General features: G+C 58.2%; 22 protein-coding genes and 1 pseudogene. 18 read left to right on the top strand and 5 right to left on the bottom strand.

The genetic code is table 11. The features are described 5' to 3' along the window. The 13 genes and pseudogenes from IWX87_RS19090 to IWX87_RS19030 form a co-directional block, all read left to right on the top strand. Positions 1–93, top strand: a pseudogene (locus tag IWX87_RS19090) (elongation factor Tu); the annotation flags it as partial. Positions 94–121: 28 nt separating this feature from the next. Further along, entirely contained in the window at positions 122–436 is a 315-nt protein-coding gene (rpsJ, locus tag IWX87_RS19085) for a 30S ribosomal protein S10 (RefSeq protein WP_007838118.1), read from the top strand. Positions 437–672: 236 nt separating this feature from the next. After that, the gene (gene rplC, locus IWX87_RS19080) at positions 673–1353 is read left to right on the top strand and encodes a 50S ribosomal protein L3 (RefSeq protein ID WP_196865088.1); all 681 of its coding nucleotides are present in this window, start codon (positions 673–675) and stop codon (positions 1351–1353) included. After that, a complete protein-coding gene (rplD, locus tag IWX87_RS19075; protein ID WP_011799638.1) occupies positions 1353–1973 on the top strand; it encodes a 50S ribosomal protein L4 in 621 nt (206 codons plus the stop codon). The genes rplC and rplD overlap by 1 nt, the downstream gene beginning before the upstream one ends. Next, entirely contained in the window at positions 1970–2296 is a 327-nt protein-coding gene (gene rplW, locus IWX87_RS19070) for a 50S ribosomal protein L23 (RefSeq protein WP_036807029.1), read from the top strand. The genes rplD and rplW overlap by 4 nt, the downstream gene beginning before the upstream one ends. Beyond that, positions 2296–3120 carry a 50S ribosomal protein L2 gene (gene rplB / locus IWX87_RS19065; RefSeq protein ID WP_196865086.1) on the top strand — a complete coding sequence of 275 codons (825 nt, stop codon included), beginning with the start codon at positions 2296–2298 and terminating at the stop codon, positions 3118–3120. The genes rplW and rplB overlap by 1 nt, the downstream gene beginning before the upstream one ends. 9 nt (positions 3121–3129) lie before the next feature. Beyond that, positions 3130–3408: a 30S ribosomal protein S19 gene (gene rpsS / locus IWX87_RS19060; RefSeq protein WP_007866503.1), complete on the top strand. Its 279-nt coding sequence runs from the start codon at positions 3130–3132 to the stop codon at positions 3406–3408. A 9-nt stretch (positions 3409–3417) separates the two neighbouring features. Continuing rightward, complete coding sequence (gene rplV, locus IWX87_RS19055; protein WP_196865085.1) at positions 3418–3747, top strand: 50S ribosomal protein L22; 330 nt, start codon at positions 3418–3420, stop codon at positions 3745–3747. A gap of 8 nt (positions 3748–3755) precedes the next feature. Continuing rightward, a complete protein-coding gene (gene rpsC, locus IWX87_RS19050; protein WP_196865084.1) occupies positions 3756–4661 on the top strand; it encodes a 30S ribosomal protein S3 in 906 nt (301 codons plus the stop codon). 24 nt (positions 4662–4685) lie between these two features. Continuing rightward, positions 4686–5102, top strand: coding sequence for a 50S ribosomal protein L16 (rplP, locus tag IWX87_RS19045; protein WP_029526555.1), 417 nt, complete (start codon positions 4686–4688; stop codon positions 5100–5102). A 16-nt stretch (positions 5103–5118) separates the two neighbouring features. Next, the gene (rpmC, locus tag IWX87_RS19040) at positions 5119–5322 is read left to right on the top strand and encodes a 50S ribosomal protein L29 (RefSeq protein WP_196865087.1); all 204 of its coding nucleotides are present in this window, start codon (positions 5119–5121) and stop codon (positions 5320–5322) included. After that, entirely contained in the window at positions 5322–5591 is a 270-nt protein-coding gene (gene rpsQ / locus IWX87_RS19035; RefSeq protein WP_036807019.1) for a 30S ribosomal protein S17, read from the top strand. Before rpmC ends, rpsQ begins: the two co-directional genes overlap by 1 nt. 184 nt (positions 5592–5775) lie before the next feature. Next, on the top strand, positions 5776–6282 hold the full coding sequence (locus IWX87_RS19030; protein ID WP_196865083.1) for a peroxiredoxin: 507 nt from the start codon (positions 5776–5778) through the stop codon (positions 6280–6282). On the opposite strand, the gene IWX87_RS19025 is transcribed toward IWX87_RS19030, so the two are convergent. The 3 genes from IWX87_RS19025 to IWX87_RS19015 are packed head-to-tail and all read right to left on the bottom strand — an operon-like array spanning position 6267 to position 7679. After that, the gene (locus IWX87_RS19025) at positions 6267–6428 is read right to left on the bottom strand and encodes a hypothetical protein (protein WP_196865082.1); all 162 of its coding nucleotides are present in this window, start codon (positions 6426–6428) and stop codon (positions 6267–6269) included. The genes IWX87_RS19030 and IWX87_RS19025 overlap by 16 nt on opposite strands. A gap of 18 nt (positions 6429–6446) precedes the next feature. Then, a complete protein-coding gene (locus tag IWX87_RS19020) occupies positions 6447–6935 on the bottom strand; it encodes a GNAT family N-acetyltransferase (protein WP_196865081.1) in 489 nt (162 codons plus the stop codon). Positions 6936–6992: 57 nt separating this feature from the next. Continuing rightward, positions 6993–7679: a cytochrome b/b6 domain-containing protein gene (locus IWX87_RS19015; RefSeq protein ID WP_196865080.1), complete on the bottom strand. Its 687-nt coding sequence runs from the start codon at positions 7677–7679 to the stop codon at positions 6993–6995. A 181-nt stretch (positions 7680–7860) separates the two neighbouring features. On the opposite strand from IWX87_RS19015, the gene IWX87_RS19010 reads away from it, so the two are divergent. Further along, positions 7861–8316 (top strand): cytochrome c, encoded by a 456-nt coding sequence (locus IWX87_RS19010; RefSeq protein ID WP_196865079.1) that lies wholly within the window; start codon positions 7861–7863, stop codon positions 8314–8316. A gap of 192 nt (positions 8317–8508) precedes the next feature. On the opposite strand, the gene IWX87_RS19005 is transcribed toward IWX87_RS19010, so the two are convergent. Then, complete coding sequence (locus IWX87_RS19005; RefSeq protein ID WP_196865078.1) at positions 8509–9024, bottom strand: TlpA disulfide reductase family protein; 516 nt, start codon at positions 9022–9024, stop codon at positions 8509–8511. 13 nt (positions 9025–9037) lie between these two features. Here IWX87_RS19005 and IWX87_RS19000 point away from each other — a divergent pair, with 13 nt between their 5' ends. The 4 genes from IWX87_RS19000 (at position 9038) to IWX87_RS18985 (ending at position 12643) form a co-directional block, all read left to right on the top strand. Further along, positions 9038–9742, top strand: coding sequence for a DUF4197 domain-containing protein (locus IWX87_RS19000; RefSeq protein ID WP_196865077.1), 705 nt, complete (start codon positions 9038–9040; stop codon positions 9740–9742). 208 nt (positions 9743–9950) lie between these two features. Continuing rightward, the gene (locus tag IWX87_RS18995; protein WP_196865076.1) at positions 9951–11231 is read left to right on the top strand and encodes an O-acetylhomoserine aminocarboxypropyltransferase/cysteine synthase family protein; all 1281 of its coding nucleotides are present in this window, start codon (positions 9951–9953) and stop codon (positions 11229–11231) included. A gap of 283 nt (positions 11232–11514) precedes the next feature. Further along, positions 11515–11754, top strand: coding sequence for a KGG domain-containing protein (locus tag IWX87_RS18990; RefSeq protein ID WP_196865075.1), 240 nt, complete (start codon positions 11515–11517; stop codon positions 11752–11754). Positions 11755–12043: 289 nt separating this feature from the next. Then, entirely contained in the window at positions 12044–12643 is a 600-nt protein-coding gene (locus IWX87_RS18985; RefSeq protein ID WP_196865074.1) for an OmpW family protein, read from the top strand. A gap of 458 nt (positions 12644–13101) precedes the next feature. Here the strand turns inward: IWX87_RS18985 and IWX87_RS18980 are convergent. After that, positions 13102–15083, bottom strand: a 1982-nt coding sequence (locus IWX87_RS18980; RefSeq protein ID WP_196865073.1) for an autotransporter domain-containing protein, incomplete at its 5' end; no start/stop codon positions are given.

Below are 15083 nucleotides of genomic sequence, written 5' to 3'. Positions count from 1 at the left end.
AACCCGATTGCCATGGAAGAAGGCCTGCGCTTCGCCATCCGCGAAGGTGGCCGTACCGTGGGCGCTGGCGTTGTTGCCAAGATCCTCGCGTAATTCCAAAGAATCAACTCAAGGAATTACCATGGCCACCAAGCAAAAAATCCGTATCCGTCTCAAAGCGTTTGACTACAAACTGATTGACCAGTCAGCCGCCGAGATTGTTGACACTGCCAAGCGCACTGGCGCGATTGTCAAGGGCCCTGTGCCATTGCCAACACGCATGAAGCGTTTTGACATCTTGCGTTCGCCGCACGTCAACAAGACGAGTCGTGACCAGTTGGAAATCCGCACGCACCAGCGCCTGATGGACATTGTTGACCCAACGGACAAGACCGTTGATGCGTTGATGAAGCTCGATCTGCCTGCAGGCGTGGACGTCGAAATCAAGCTGCAGTAATTGGAGTAGGACGCGGATCCGGCTATGGCTGGGTGAAAACCCAACACCGGTGCCGTATCTATTTCTCCTGTCTAGCGCGGATTTGCCATTTTTGGCAGTCTGCGCTATACTTTTAGGCTGTCCTGAATTTGGCATTGGAAACTGAGCATGCCAGGGGTAGTTTTATTAACAGTCTTTCACATCAAAACGTCTGCGGCCAATTGAAGTCGCAGCGGTGGAAGTTACGAAAGAAAATCATGAGTCTGAGCAACTCCCTCGGGTTGCTGGGCCGCAAGGTGGGCATGATGCGTCTGTTCACTGATGATGGGGACACAGTTCCTGTCACAGTGGTAGATGTGTCTAACAACCGCGTGACCCAGGTTAAAACCGAAGCAAATGACGGCTACGATGCCCTGCAAGTGGCATTTGGCTCGCGCAAAGTATCGCGCGTGACCAAGCCGGCTGCCGGCCACCTTGCAAAAGCAGGTGTTGAAGCTGGTGAAATCCTGAAAGAATTCCGCGTGACGGCTGATGTCGCAGGCAAATACGCTGCTGGCACGGTTGTGCCCGCAGCCGATATTTTCGCTGTGGGACAGCTGGTGGATGTGCAGGGCACGTCTATCGGTAAAGGCTTTGCCGGCACCATCAAGCGTCACAACATGAAGTCGCAGCGCGCGTCGCACGGTAACAGCCGTTCGCACAATGTGCCCGGCTCCATCGGCATGGCGCAGGATCCCGGTCGTGTGTTTCCTGGTAAACGCATGACGGGTCACATGGGTGACTGCACCATCACCACGCAAAACCTCGACATCGTACGCATTGACGAAGCCCGTCAACTGCTGATGATCCGCGGCGCCGTGCCTGGTTCCAAAGGCGGTTTTGTGACGGTTCGCGCCGCCATCAAGGCCAAACCAACCGCTGCCAAAGGAGCGAACTGATGCAGGTCGAACTCCTGAATGACCAGGGTCTGTCATCGTCCAAAGTGGACGTGTCCGATACCGTATTTGGTCGCGAATACAACGAAAGCCTGATTCATCAGGTGATCGTGGCCTTCCAGGCCAATGCCCGTCAGGGTACGCGTGCCCAGAAGGACCGTGAGCAGGTTCGTCACTCGACCAAGAAGCCTTTTAAACAAAAGGGAACGGGTCGCGCACGTGCAGGTATGACGTCTTCGCCATTGTGGCGCGGCGGCGGTCGTATTTTCCCGAACATGCCTGATGAAAACTTCACGCACAAGATCAACAAGAAAATGTATCGCGCCGGAATGGCTTCGATCTTTTCGCAACTGGCGCGCGAAGGCCGCCTGGCTGTGGTTGACTCCTTGACCGTGGATTCACCCAAGACGAAAGTTCTGGCTGACAAATTCAAGGCCATGAATCTCAATTCGGTGCTGGTGATTGCTGATCAGGTTGACGAAAATCTGTACTTGGCATCGCGCAACCTGGTCAACATCCTGGTTGTTGAGCCCCGCTATGCCGACCCGTTGTCACTGGTGCACTACAAAAAAGTGCTCGTGACCAAGGCCGCCATGGACCAACTCAAGGAGATGTTTGCATGAGCGCCGTGAACGCCCAAACCAAATACAACGAAGGCCGCCTGATGCAGGTTTTGGTCGCTCCCATCGTGTCCGAAAAGGCCACGATGATTGCGGAAAAATCCAATTCGGTCACCTTCAAGGTCCTGCAGGACGCTACCAAATATGAAATCAAGGCCGCTGTGGAATTGATGTTCAAGGTGAACGTCAAGGCTGTGGCCGTACTGAACATCAAAGGCAAGACCAAGCGCTTTGGCAAGTCTGTAGGACGCCGGGACAACCTGCGCAAAGCCTACGTGACGCTGCAGGCCGGTCAAGAGCTGAACCTCGGTGGGGAGTCCGCATAATGGCCGTCATTAAGATGAAACCCACCTCGCCGGGTATGCGCGGCATGGTGAAGATTTCCCGGGACCACCTGCACAAGGGTGAGCCTTACGCGCCGTTGCTGGAGCCACAATTCCAGAAATCCGGTCGTAACAACAACGGGCACATTACAGTTCGCCACAAGGGCGGTGGTCACAAGCACCACTACCGCGTGGTTGACTTCAAGCGCAACAAGGATGCCATTCCGGCCAAGGTCGAACGTATCGAGTACGACCCCAACCGCACGGCCCACATTGCGCTGATCTGCTACGCAGACGGCGAGCGCGCCTACATCATCGCCCCTCGCGGCCTTGAAGTCGGTGCCACGATCCTGAGCGGTTCTGAAGCACCGATTCGCGTCGGCAACACGCTGCCGATTCGCAATATCCCCGTGGGCTCCACGATCCACTGCATCGAGATGCAAATCGGCAAGGGTGCGCAAATCGCCCGCTCCGCCGGTACATCCGCGACGCTGCTGGCCCGTGAAAGCACTTATGCCCAGGTGCGCATGCGCTCCGGTGAAGTTCGCAAGATCCACATCGAATGCCGCGCCACCATTGGTGAAGTTGCCAATGAAGAACACAGCCTGCGCCGCCTCGGCAAAGCGGGTGTCAAGCGCTGGATGGGCATTCGCCCAACCGTTCGCGGTGTGGTCATGAACCCGGTCGATCACCCACACGGTGGCGGCGAAGGCAAGACCGGCGAAGGTCGCCATCCTGTCGATCCATGGGGTAACCTGACCAAGGGCTACCGCACCCGCAACAACAAGCGCACGCAAGTGATGATTGTTTCGCGTCGCAAGAAGTAAGGGCAGGAAATGACACGTTCACTCAAAAAAGGTCCATTTGTCGACCACCACTTGGTAGCAAAGGCTGACAAAGCCGTTACCAACAAAGACAAAAAGCCGATCAAGACCTGGTCGCGCCGCTCCATGATCCTGCCCGAGTTCATCGGCCTGACCATCGCCGTGCACAACGGCAAGCAGCACGTCCCTGTCTACATCACCGATCAAATGGTTGGCCACAAGCTGGGCGAGTTCGCACTCACCCGGACTTTCAAAGGTCATCCGGCTGACAAAAAAGTTGTGAGAAAGTAAGGAAAGACCATGGAAACACGTGCAACCCTCCGGGGCGTTCGTCTGTCGGTCGACAAAGGCCGTCTGGTCGCTGACCTGATCCGCGGCAAGAAAGTGGATCAAGCACTCAACATCCTGAGCTTCACGCAGAAAAAAGCTGCTGGAATCATCAAGAAGGTTGTGGAGTCCGCCATCGCCAACGCTGAACACAACGACGGTGCCGATATCGACGAGTTGAGGGTGAAAACCATCTACGTCGAACAAGGCGCCACGCTCAAGCGTTTCTCCGCGCGCGCCAAAGGCCGCGGCAACAGCATCAGCAAGCCTACGTGCCATGTGTACGTGGTCGTTGGAAACTAAGGGCAGACATGGGACAAAAAATCAACCCAACCGGTTTTCGGCTGTCAATCAGCCGCAACTGGTCCAGCCGCTGGTACGCCAACAACCGTGACTTCGCCGGCATGCTGGCCGAAGACATCAAGGTGCGCGAGTACCTGAAGAAAAAGCTGAAGAATGCTGCCGTGTCGCGCGTTCTGATCGAGCGCCCTGCCAAGAATGCCCGCATCACGATTTTCTCGGCACGTCCGGGTGTTGTCATCGGCAAAAAAGGCGAGGACATCGAAGCCCTGAAGAAGGAACTGAGCCGCCAGCTGGGCGTGCCGGTTGCAGTGAACATCGAAGAAGTTCGCAAGCCTGAAATTGATGCCAAGCTGATCGCTGACAGCATCACCCAGCAGCTTGAGAAGCGCATCATGTTCCGCCGTGCCATGAAGCGCGCCATGCAAAACGCAATGCGTCTGGGTGCCCTGGGCATCAAGATCATGTCGTCGGGTCGCCTCAACGGCATCGAAATTGCTCGTTGCGAGTGGTACCGCGAAGGTCGCGTGCCCCTTCATACCCTGCGCGCAGACATCGACTACGGCACCTCGGAAGCACAGACCACCTACGGCATCATCGGTGTCAAGGTCTGGGTTTACAAAGGTGACACACTGGGCCGCAACGACGGCACAGGCGCCAAGATGATCGAAGTGGCTGACGAAGAGCGCAAGCCGCGCGGCCCGCGTCGCGATGCCCGTCCGGGTGACCGTCCGGACCGTGGAGCGCCTCGCAGTGCTCCGCGCGCCCCACGCAGTGCGGTCGGTGGCAACACCGCACCGGCTGACGGCAGCGACAAGCCGGCTGAGGCGTCTGGCGCCGAAGCCCCGAACAACACCGTTAAGCGCGTCCGCAAAGCCGCGCCAGCTGCAGCAGCTGACGGTGCCAAGACCGAGTAATCGGTCTACTAACGGAGAATTTAAATGCTGCAACCCGCTCGCAGAAAATACCGCAAAGAGCAAAAAGGCCGTAACACGGGTGTCGCCACCCGTGGCAACACCGTTGCATTTGGTGACTTCGGTCTCAAGTGCACCGACCGTGGCCGCCTGACTGCTCGCCAACTTGAAGCCGCACGGCGTGCGATTTCCCGTCACGTCAAACGTGGCGGCCGTATCTGGATCCGTGTCTTCCCGGACAAGCCGATTTCCCAAAAGCCTGCTGAAGTGCGTATGGGTAACGGTAAAGGCAATCCAGAATACTACGTGGCTGAAATTCAGCCCGGCAAGATCGTTTTCGAAATTGTCGGTGTGACTGAAGAACTGGCTCGCGAAGCGTTCCGCCTGGCATCTGCCAAGCTGCCGCTGCGCACCACGTTCGTCAGCCGCATGATTGGCCAGTAATCAGGAGAATGAAGAAATGAACACTACTGAACTGCGCCAAAAAGATGTTGACGGCCTGAAAGCTGAAGTCAAAGAGCTGCAAAAAGCCCACTTTGGCCTGCGTATGCAAAAAGCTACGCAGCAACTGACCAATACCGCCACGCTGCGCTCGACGCGCCGTGCCATCGCTCGCGCCAAAACAATTTTGGCCGAAACCAACGCCCGCCAAGGAGCAAAATAATGACGGAAGTTAAAAAATCCCTCAAGCGCACCTTGGTTGGCAAGGTCGTCAGCGACAAGCGCGCCAAGACCGTTACGGTTCTGGTCGAACGTCGCGTGAAGCATGAGCTGTACGGAAAAATCGTGTCCTTGTCCAGCAAGTACCATGCCCATGACGAAAAAGGCGAGTACAAGACAGGCGACGTGATCGAGATCACAGAAAGCCGTCCGATCTCCAAGACCAAGAACTGGGTTGTGACCCGCCTGGTGCAAAAAGCGGCTATCGTTTAAGTCGCAGGACTTGGCGCATGCGCTCTAAAAAAGGCCCACTTTGTGGGCCTTTTTTATTGCTTTTCGCACGTGGCAAGCTGATCATTTCCAGGCAAAAGACCGCCAACAGCCCGGATCTTCGTCCCATGGGAGAAAATCAGTGCCGCAACGTGATTTTTCGTTGAAATTAAAACCTGGAGCATTCATGATTAAAGTAGGTGACACCCTTCCATCAGCCACATTGATGGAGTACGTCGATGTTGAAGGCAACGGTTGCAGTTTGGGCCCCAATCCAGTCGATGTGGTGCAGGACAGTGCTGGCAAGACTATTGCCCTTTTTGCCGTGCCCGGTGCTTTCACGCCGACCTGTTCGGCCAAGCATGTGCCCGGTTATGCAATGAAGTTTGACGAATTCAAGGCCGCTGGCGTTGATGAAATCTGGTGCCTGAGCGTAAACGATGCATTTGTGATGGGCGCATGGGCTCGCGAACAGAAAACCATCGGCAAGGTGCGCATGCTGGCCGATGGCGACGCCGCCTTCGCCAAGGCCACTGGCTTGACGCTGGATCTGAACGGCAAGGGTTTGGGCCTTCGCAGCAACCGTTATTCCATGCTGGTCAAGGATGGCAAGGTCGTGAGCCTGAATGTCGAAGGGCCGGGCAAGTTTGAAGTCAGCGATGCCGAAACGCTGCTGGCTCAAGCCACTGCCTGATCTCCAGCCTGATTTTTCAAGCCGCCGGTCTTCAACCAGGCGGCTTTTTTTATGGCCGATACTTTTGGGATCGCGTAATGCAGACGCTGATTTTCTACTATGATTTTAGTAGCTAGATTTGCATGCTGGTCTTGCGGGAAAGCCATTTTTTACTTGAAATTCCACTATAAATCAACCTTCAGATAGTGGGCGCCTGCCATGGGGTTGTGATAGTAGGGTGGGATGTCTTCAAAGCCCAGATCGGAATACAGTGCCCGGGCGGACTCCATGTCGTTCAGGGTGTCCAGCAGCACGCTTTGATAGCCCGCCATGCGTGCCTTGTCCAGTATCACTTCAGCCAATTGCCGACCCAGGCCAAAGCGGCGAAACGCCTTGCGTACATAAAGCCGTTTCATTTCGGCTGCATTCGGGTAATCGACCGAATCCAGGGCGCGCAAACCGCAACAGCCGGCGATTTCTCCATCCACCAGCGCCAGCAACAAGGCGCCGCGGGGTTCGTTGTATTCACCCGGCAGGTCGGCCAGTTCGGCATCGAAATTCTGAAAACACAAGTCGATGCCCAACTGCGTGGCGTATTCGGTAAAGATCTGCCGCGTGGCGGCCAGCCGCTCGGGAGAGTCGGGCGTGATGAACTGGAGGGTGGGTCGTGGCACGGTGTCGCTTGGAGGGAAATCGGCCACCAGTTTAGCGCCTTGCCAAGGATGGGCTTTTTAAAAGGCGACGGAGTCCAGTGTGGAAATCCAGTAACTCAGTCCTGCGCACAGCATAAAGAGCAGCAGCGCAGCGGTTCTAGACGCCAAATCATCACGCGACGCAGGCGCCGGCCGCACCAGTTCCTTGTCGCCATGCACCATCGCATGCACCAGATTTTGCTTGCGCAGCAGGTAGAACACGATGGCGACAATATGCAGCACCGCCAGGCCCAGCAGTATCCATTTGCCGATATTCGCGTGGTAGTTGGTCGCCACGCTGACTGTGGCGTTGGAAACGAAGGCCGTCAGCGGACCGGCGAAGGCAATCTCGTCGTCGCTGACCAGGCCGCTGCTCACCTGAAGCACGAGGATTGCCAGTAATGCAAAGACCGACAGGGCACCGACCGGGCTGTGGCCTACGCTGTGTTCTGGCCTGCCCTTGCCTTTGAGGTAATTGATGAGGCTTTGCGGCGCATAGATGAAGGCGCCAAAGCGTGACCAGCGACCGCCGACCAGACCCCAGACGATGCGGAACAGCAGCAGTGCCAGCACCGTATAGCCGAAGCGAAAGTGCCAGACCATGGCGCTTGCGCCAACTGTGCCGCTGATGGCCAGACCGCTGACACCGATGACCAGTCCCCAGTGAAAAAGCCGTGTGGGCAAATCCCAAACGCGTACTTTGGTCAATGTTGTGTTGTTGTGCATCCGTACCCCGGTTTGTTTTTTATAGCGACAACAGATTTGTTCGAATGTTGGGGTGCTGGTGATTTACCGCAGCCGACAAATTTCGGCGAAATTTATCACCACTGGCTAAACTTCAGCAGTCCGACAATAAGCGTAACAGCGTTGTCGTTCTGACCCATCTTGAAAAGTCACAAGGAATCTTATGAAATTTTTTGCTTGCCTTGCCACTGCAGCCACTTTGCTGACCGTGGTTGTTCCGGCTTCGGCCCAGTTCGCCAAGCCTGAAGATGCGGTCAAATACCGCCAGAGCGCGTTGTCTGTCATGGGCACGCATTTTGGTCGTCTGGGCGCCATGGCCAACGGCAAGGTGCCGTTCGATGCCAAGGTCGCGGCGGACAATGCCCAACTGGTGGCGGTGATGGCCCGACTGCCATGGGCCGGTTTTGGTCCCGGTACCGACAAGGACCCCCGCAGCAAGGCCATGTCGGAAGTCTGGACCGAGCAGGCCAAGTTCCAGGCCGCTAGCGAGAAGCTGGTGGCTGAAGCCGACAAAATGGCTGCCGCGACCAAGACCGGCAACCTGGATGCACTGAAGACCTCGTTTGGCGCAACGGCCGACAGTTGCAAGTCATGCCACGACACTTTCCGGAATAAGTGATAGAGCCCCACAGTCGTTCGCTTGGCTTAACTCATTGCCCCCGAGGGGCCGCTGCACCTGCGGTCTGGCGAAGCCAGTCCCGCGGCCCCTGCTGGGTGAAGATCGCTGGGCTGTGCGTGTGGCAGGCTTGGTAAAAAAGGCCGGACCCTTGCGGGAGCCTGCCTTTTTCATGGGCGCTTGAAGTAAAGCGGTTCAGGTTTCGGCCAGCAGCTTTTCAATCAGCTGGTGAAGGGCTGCAAAGTCAGGCTCGCCGACGAACTGCTTGACGATCTGGCCTCGCTTGTTGACCAGGAAAGTCGTCGGGGTCAGTTGCACATCGCCCCAGGCCTTGGCATTGGCGCCGGTGTTGTCGATGGCGACCTTGAACGGCAACTGACGGGTTTCGGCGTAATTGACAACATAGGCGGGCGGGTCGTAACTCATGGCGACGGCCAGTGTGTCGTAGCCCTGTGCCCGGTATTTGTTGTATGTGGAAATAATCTTCGGCATTTCGGCCACGCAGGTCACACAACTGGTGGCCCAGAAGTTCACCAGTGTCACCTGGCCCTTCAGGTCGGCCGTCGTTTGCCGGCTGCCGTCGAGCAGCACGAAGGTTGATTCGGGCGCGGCCTGGGCGCCGCTGCAGCCGCTCAGGAAAGCCGCGCCCCCAATGGCCAGTGCGCCCGCCAGCACCATGCGGCATACTGGCAGGGGAGAAATTCTTTTCATCGGAGACCTCTTCATGCAACGTCGAAATTTTAACCAGGCCGGTGCCGGTGCGCTGGGCTTGATGCTATGGGCCGCTTATGGCCACGCCCATGCTTTGTCGCTGGGCGACCTGACCAACGCCGAAGCCAGCAGCGGCTTGAAAACAGCGCTTGAAAAAGGCGCCTTGATGGCTGTTTCGCTGCTCGGCAAGACGGATGGATTCCTCGGCAACCCAAAAGTTCGCATTCCTTTGCCGAGTTACCTAGAAGATGCGTCAAAACTGCTGAAAAACTTTGGACAGGGCCGGCGGATTGACGAACTGGTCATGGCCATCAACCGGGCCGCTGAATCCGCCGTGCCAATGGGCAAGGACTTGCTGGTGGGCGCCGTGCGTTCTATGAATGTCAACGATGCCAAGAACATCCTGACCGGTGGGGACACCTCGGTCACGAGTTTCTTTGCCGAAAAGACGCGTACACCGTTGGGTGTGAAATTCCTGCCGGTCGTCAACCGGGCGACCGAAAAAGTCGGTCTGGCGCAGAAGTACAACGACTTTGCCGGCAAGGCGGCCGGCTTCGGCCTGGTGAAAAAGGAAGACGCCAACATCCAGCAGTACGTCACCGGCCGGACGCTTGACGGCCTGTACCTTGTGATTGGCGAGGAGGAAAGAAAAATCCGCCAGGACCCGGTCGGTTCCGGCAGTGCTATTTTGCAGAAGGTGTTTGGCGCATTGAAATAACTTTTTCGGCAAGATAGGTATCAAATTTACAGTTGGCGCTGGCTATTAAAGGATTCATTGCTATCAATTTTTATTTGACAACGGAATTTCCACAGGCCTGGCCTTTGAGCTCATGCAAGGCGGAAAACCGCCTATGCTTGACTGCCGCGTCCGATCAGGCGCTTGCCATCCGGCCTGCTGGCCTTTGGATTTTTTGTACAGGAAAACAATGAAAATCGAGACCATCGCCGTTCATGGCGGCTACACGCCCGACCCGACCACCAAGGCCGTCGCGGTGCCCATCTATCAGACCGTGGCCTACGCCTTCGACGACACACAGCACGGTGCGGACCTGTTCGACCTGAAGGTGCCGGGCAACATCTACAGCCGCATCATGAACCCGACCAATGCGGTGCTGGAAGCGCGCATGACGGCGCTTGAAGGCGGCATCGGCGCACTGGTGGTGGCTTCGGGCATGGCGGCCATTACCGCTGCCATCCAGACCATTGCCGAAGCGGGCGACAACATTGTCGCGTCGTCGGCGCTCTACGGTGGCACCTACAACCTGTTTGCCCATACTTTTCCGCAACAAGGCATCGAGGTGCGTTTTGCGGACCCGCGCGATCCGGCCTCGTTTGCGCCGCTGATCGATGCGCGCACCAAGGCCGTATTTTGTGAGTCCATTGGCAATCCGCTGGGCAACGTGACGGACATTGCGGCGCTGGCCGAGGTGGCGCATGCCGCCGGTGTGCCACTGATGGTGGACAGCACCGTTTCAAGTCCCTATCTGTGCCGCCCGTTCGAGCATGGGGCCGACATCGTGGTGCATGCGATGACCAAGTACCTGGGCGGCCACGGCACCACGCTGGGCGGCGTAATCGTTGACAGCGGCAAATTTCCCTGGGCCGAGCACAAAGAGCGTTTCAATCGCCTGAATGAGCCCGACGTGAGCTACCACGGCGTGGTGTACACCGAGGCGCTGGGCGCCGCCGCCTACATTGGCCGCGCGCGTGTCGTGCCGCTGCGCAATATGGGCGCCGCACTGAGCCCGATGGCGGCCTTCCAGATTTTGCAGGGTATCGAGACATTGGCGCTGCGCATGGACCGTATCTGCGACAACGCCCTGGCCGTTGCCTATTTCCTGAAAAACCATCCGAAGGTGGCCTGGGTCAACTACGCCGGCCTGCCGGAGCACCGCGACCATGCACTGGCGCTGAAGTACATGGCGGGCAAGGCCTCGGGCATCATCAGCTTTGGCGTCAAGTCGGCGGCTGACGCGATGGCGGCAGGTTCGCGTTTTCAGGACGCGCTGCAACTGTTCACCCGCCTGGTCAATATCGGCGATGCCAAATCGCTGGCCTGCCATCCAGCCTCGACCACGCACCGCCAGCTCAACGCGGCTGAGTTGGCCAAAGCCGGCGTCAGCGTGGACATGGTGCGTCTGTCGGTCGGTATCGAGCACATCGACGACCTGCTGGCTGATCTGGAGCAGGCGCTGGCCGCAGTCTGATGTCTGGCCCGAACTGTTGGCTCGGCACGGTTGGGCGCTGACACGACCAGACGCATCTGCTGGCAACACCATTGCCTTCGTTGACTGCGTGCAGACTGACAGGTTCGCTGATGCCTTGCCCTCTGGCAGGTACATTGCCGCAGCGCAAGGCGAGGAAACTCAGTTTTGCGCACCCTGGCGCATGGGATGTTTCCTACTTTTCAAAGGCTCCAAAGCCGACGGCGGGGCCGATTGACCGGATTGCACACTTGAGTTTCCTTTTTCCATCGACCTCAGGAAGCCCATGTCCAACAATCCAGACAATACCCAAGATGCGGACAACCGCAACCAGCGCAAAGCCTCCAGCCGTCGTGGCTTTGCCTCCATGGACCCGGAGCGGCAGCGCCAGATTGCCAGCAGAGGCGGCAAGGCAGCCCATGCCAGCGGCAATGCACACCAGTTCAATGCCACAGAAGCACGCGAAGCCGGTCGCAAGGGCGGGCTGGCCGGCCGGCGAACACCGGACTCCCTGCAGAAGCCCTGAATTGCAGTTCATGGGTGGCGTGGCATCCGTCACCTTGTGCGGGTGCTTTGCACGAGGGATAAAAAACTGTCTCTGCCCTGCGCGACAGTGCGGCTTGAAAGATACTGTAAGACGTTGTTTACAAACAACGAAATTTGCCTTTTGACAAAGTGATTCGTTGATCCGCCGCAAGCTGCAGTAGCACGGCAAGATGCGCTGGCAAACCATTGCGCCATGTCAAATGCTGGGGTTTACCGGGCGAGCCCAATATGGCTTGGGAATGTTCCCCATCCTTTGTCAGCTGCCCATCATGAAAAAACAACTCGTTGCCGCCGCCATTTTTTCCACCCTGATCTCGGGTGCTTGCTTTGCACAACAAACCTCAGAAGGCCCGTGGATGGTGCGCGCCCGCGCGGTACGTCTGGACAGTGCCAACGGTGACAGCACGGGCCTTGGCCTTTCCATGAACAACAAATGGATTCCCGAGGTGGACCTCAGCTACTTCTTCAGCCCCAACGTGGCGCTGGAGTTGATCCTGACTGTTCCTCAAAAGCAGACCCTGACGTCCAGCGTCCTCAATACCAAGGTGGGCACTTTCAAGCACCTGCCGCCCACGCTGCTGGCTCAGTTCCACTTTCCCATGAATGGTTTCAAGCCTTATGTGGGCGCCGGCATCAACTACACGCGATTCAATTCGGTAGACCTGCTCACGGGTGTCGGCATGGACGACCACAGCTGGGGCGGTGCCTTGCAGGTCGGCGTGGACATTCCGTTGGCAAAAAGCGTGTACCTTAATCTGGACCTGAAAAAAGTCATGATCCGCACCGATGTGATGCTGGCAGGCGCCAAGATTGGCAAATTCAAGGCCGATCCGTTGCTGTTTGGCGTGGGCCTGGGTTGGCGCTTCTAGGTTCTGCAGCCCGGAACAGCCTTGAAAAAGCCCTGTCGCGTGTTGGTGCGGCAGGGCTTTTGGGTGTCAGGTCACAGGCGTTGCAGGGCTGTGCTGCTGTGGAAAGACGGACGGCAAGAAAAGGCTTCGCTTGACTGGCAATTGCTCTGTTCAATAAGCTTGTCGTTTTTGCTATCGAATTAAAAGCTGTCTGAATATAAACAGCATGCGCAAGAAGCCTTTTTGATCCAATAAATTCGTTTGCTGGCCAGGATGATTCAGATACAACCCGTTGTTTGCGGCTTGCGCAGGGTTCAGGCGTCACCAGCATGCTATTTTTTAGATAGCTGCCAGTGTGCGTCCTGATTGCGCAATAAGCTTTTTGGATACTGATCAGAACACTCCCAAAAAAGTTTTTCCTGTCCGCCTGTCTGCCCGGCCGGAACTGGAGCGACGAATAACTGCTCCAGGCCGCGGGTTCAGAATTTCCAGAGCAGTGACGCCTTGATGCCATGGTCGCTCACCTGGCTTGAGGCCTGGCCGACGTAGGAAACGCCCATCGTCAGGTTGCGGCTCACCGCAAAGTCGATGCCACCTTCGAGCACCAGTGCGTTCCTGGCGATCGGAACACCAGCCACGCTAAAGCCGGGCTGGCCCGCCAATGCCAGGGCAGAGGTCGGGGTCACATCGCCAAAAGCGTGGCGCCAGCCGACCAGTCCGCGAAGGCGGGTCTGGTTGTTCGGCATGCCGGCGTTGGTGGTGCCGCGCAAGCCAAGCGTGCTGTAGGTGGCGTGCGTGCTGCTATTGCTGCCGCTGAGCCCGGCAACGCCGCCGCTTTCGGTGAAGCCATCGGTGCTCAGCTTGACATGCGCCAGGCCGGCAAAGGGTTCCAGCGAACCGTTCGCCATCGGCATCTTCCAGCCGAGTTCACCAAAAGCCTGGGTTGTGTTGATGTCGTATTTCGCAGTCGTCTGGCCGCTGAACCCCGGGAACGCAATGTCCCGGCGGGTATCGGCCTTGCCAGCACTGTATGTCGCGCCCGCGCGCAGTCCGAGTTGACCCCATTGCTTGCCGCCATAGACACCGACATGGTAGGTGTCGGTTTTTGCCAACGAAGGGAGGTCGTCTGGTGTCACGCGGCTTTTGCTGTAACCGCCGAGCACGCCCACACGCCAGTCGTCGCCCACGCGGGTGTCTGCGCCCAGGAAGATGCCGCGCGTGGTCCGCTCAAGCGACGACGCATTGCCGTCTGCATCGGTGCTGCCCCACGAGTCAACGGCCTGTACCCACACGCCGCTGCCAGAGGCTGCGGGCGCGTCGGTGGCTGTGGCGGCAGGCGTGTCGAACGACTCGCGCAGGCGGCCCAGGCTGGCGTTGCGCACAAAGCGGCTGTCTTCAAAAGCTGCCGACTTCAGCGAAGCATGCACCTCGCCAGACAGGCTGTCGAAGGCGGTTCGTGCATTGGCTGCGTTTAACTGGACGATAGCGCTGTACAGCGGACCGGTGTCGAGTGCAGACAGGGCGCCCGCAGCCGCGCGCTGGTTGGGCGTTTGCGCAATGTTCTGCAAGCTCACCTGGTTGCGCTGCAGGCGCAGGGTCACGTTCTGGGGGCTGTAGGTCAGGGAGGGATTCAAAAAGGCCATGTCAGTGGTCGCGCCGGCAAACTGCCCTGACACGCCGCCGTTAGCGGTGAGGATGGAATAAGTGGTGGTCGGCTGAAAGTTGCCGCTGGCCAGCACCGACACGTTGCCGCCTTGCAGCGCAGCCACTCCACTGACGCGGAGCTGGTCACTGCGGCCATCGGAAGCGGCGTTCAGCTGGTAAACCGAGCCTTGCGCCAGCGTCAGGTTGCCGGCCACGTTGAGTGTGCCAATGCTGTTGCCGCCCGGCGCGACAGTCGCACCGGACTGCACCGCCGTGTTGCCGACCGAGCCGGTTCCCGCCAGACGCGCGCCGTTGCCCACAGTCACCGCGCCGCCTAGCGAGCCATTGACCGCCAGCATTCCGGCGGTCACCTGTGTGCTGCCCGCAAAGGCCGCGCTGTTGCCGCCCAGCGTCAGAGCGCCCGCGCCCGTCTTGGTGATGCGGCCTGCGCCGGAGAGGACATTGTTCAGTGACCCGTCGCCTGCCTGGTCAATCACCAGCGCTGCATTGTTGACAATCGCGCCGCTGCCCAGGCTGGCAGCACCGCCCGCCAATGTTCCGTTCAGCACGGAAGTGCCGCCTGAATAGGTGTTCACCCCCGAAAGCGTCGTGGTTCCGGTGCCGCGTTGTTCGACACTGCCAGTGCCCGAAATCGCGCCGTCAAAGGCTGCAGCGTCGGAGCGGTTAAACGCGAGTGTTCCGCTGTTGGCCACGTTGCCGGTGATGGTGCCGGTCGTGCCGCCATTGCCCAGCGCCAGCGTGCCCGCAGTGATGGTCGTGCCGCCGGTGTAGGTGTTGGCGCCCGTCAGCGTTGTCG

The sequence above is a fragment of the Polaromonas sp. CG_9.7 genome (assembly GCF_015752205.1).
In the GTDB taxonomy this organism is placed as follows: domain Bacteria; phylum Pseudomonadota; class Gammaproteobacteria; order Burkholderiales; family Burkholderiaceae_C; genus Polaromonas.
Note: the sequence above shows the minus strand (reverse complement) of the source record. Positions and strands in the feature narration are given on the sequence as shown.

Bases quoted from the DNA above. Each gene is read 5' to 3' on its own strand.
- rplW (WP_036807029.1), top strand. From the start codon at position 1,970: ATGAGCGCCGTGAACGCCCAAACCAAATACAACGAAGGCCGCCTGATG.
- IWX87_RS19010 (WP_196865079.1), top strand. From the start codon at position 7,861: ATGAAATTTTTTGCTTGCCTTGCCACTGCAGCCACTTTGCTGACCGTG.
- IWX87_RS19025 (WP_196865082.1), bottom strand. From the start codon at position 6,428: ATGGCTTTCCCGCAAGACCAGCATGCAAATCTAGCTACTAAAATCATA.
- IWX87_RS18985 (WP_196865074.1), top strand. From the start codon at position 12,044: ATGAAAAAACAACTCGTTGCCGCCGCCATTTTTTCCACCCTGATCTCG.
- rplD (WP_011799638.1), top strand. From the start codon at position 1,353: ATGCAGGTCGAACTCCTGAATGACCAGGGTCTGTCATCGTCCAAAGTG.
- rpsS (WP_007866503.1), top strand. From the start codon at position 3,130: ATGACACGTTCACTCAAAAAAGGTCCATTTGTCGACCACCACTTGGTA.
- rplC (WP_196865088.1), top strand. From the start codon at position 673: ATGAGTCTGAGCAACTCCCTCGGGTTGCTGGGCCGCAAGGTGGGCATG.
- rplP (WP_029526555.1), top strand. From the start codon at position 4,686: ATGCTGCAACCCGCTCGCAGAAAATACCGCAAAGAGCAAAAAGGCCGT.
- rpsC (WP_196865084.1), top strand. From the start codon at position 3,756: ATGGGACAAAAAATCAACCCAACCGGTTTTCGGCTGTCAATCAGCCGC.
- IWX87_RS19000 (WP_196865077.1), top strand. From the start codon at position 9,038: ATGCAACGTCGAAATTTTAACCAGGCCGGTGCCGGTGCGCTGGGCTTG.
- rpsJ (WP_007838118.1), top strand. From the start codon at position 122: ATGGCCACCAAGCAAAAAATCCGTATCCGTCTCAAAGCGTTTGACTAC.
- rplB (WP_196865086.1), top strand. From the start codon at position 2,296: ATGGCCGTCATTAAGATGAAACCCACCTCGCCGGGTATGCGCGGCATG.
- rpmC (WP_196865087.1), top strand. From the start codon at position 5,119: ATGAACACTACTGAACTGCGCCAAAAAGATGTTGACGGCCTGAAAGCT.
- IWX87_RS19030 (WP_196865083.1), top strand. From the start codon at position 5,776: ATGATTAAAGTAGGTGACACCCTTCCATCAGCCACATTGATGGAGTAC.
- rpsQ (WP_036807019.1), top strand. From the start codon at position 5,322: ATGACGGAAGTTAAAAAATCCCTCAAGCGCACCTTGGTTGGCAAGGTC.
- IWX87_RS19005 (WP_196865078.1), bottom strand. From the start codon at position 9,024: ATGAAAAGAATTTCTCCCCTGCCAGTATGCCGCATGGTGCTGGCGGGC.
- IWX87_RS18995 (WP_196865076.1), top strand. From the start codon at position 9,951: ATGAAAATCGAGACCATCGCCGTTCATGGCGGCTACACGCCCGACCCG.
- IWX87_RS19015 (WP_196865080.1), bottom strand. From the start codon at position 7,679: ATGCACAACAACACAACATTGACCAAAGTACGCGTTTGGGATTTGCCC.
- rplV (WP_196865085.1), top strand. From the start codon at position 3,418: ATGGAAACACGTGCAACCCTCCGGGGCGTTCGTCTGTCGGTCGACAAA.
- IWX87_RS18990 (WP_196865075.1), top strand. From the start codon at position 11,515: ATGTCCAACAATCCAGACAATACCCAAGATGCGGACAACCGCAACCAG.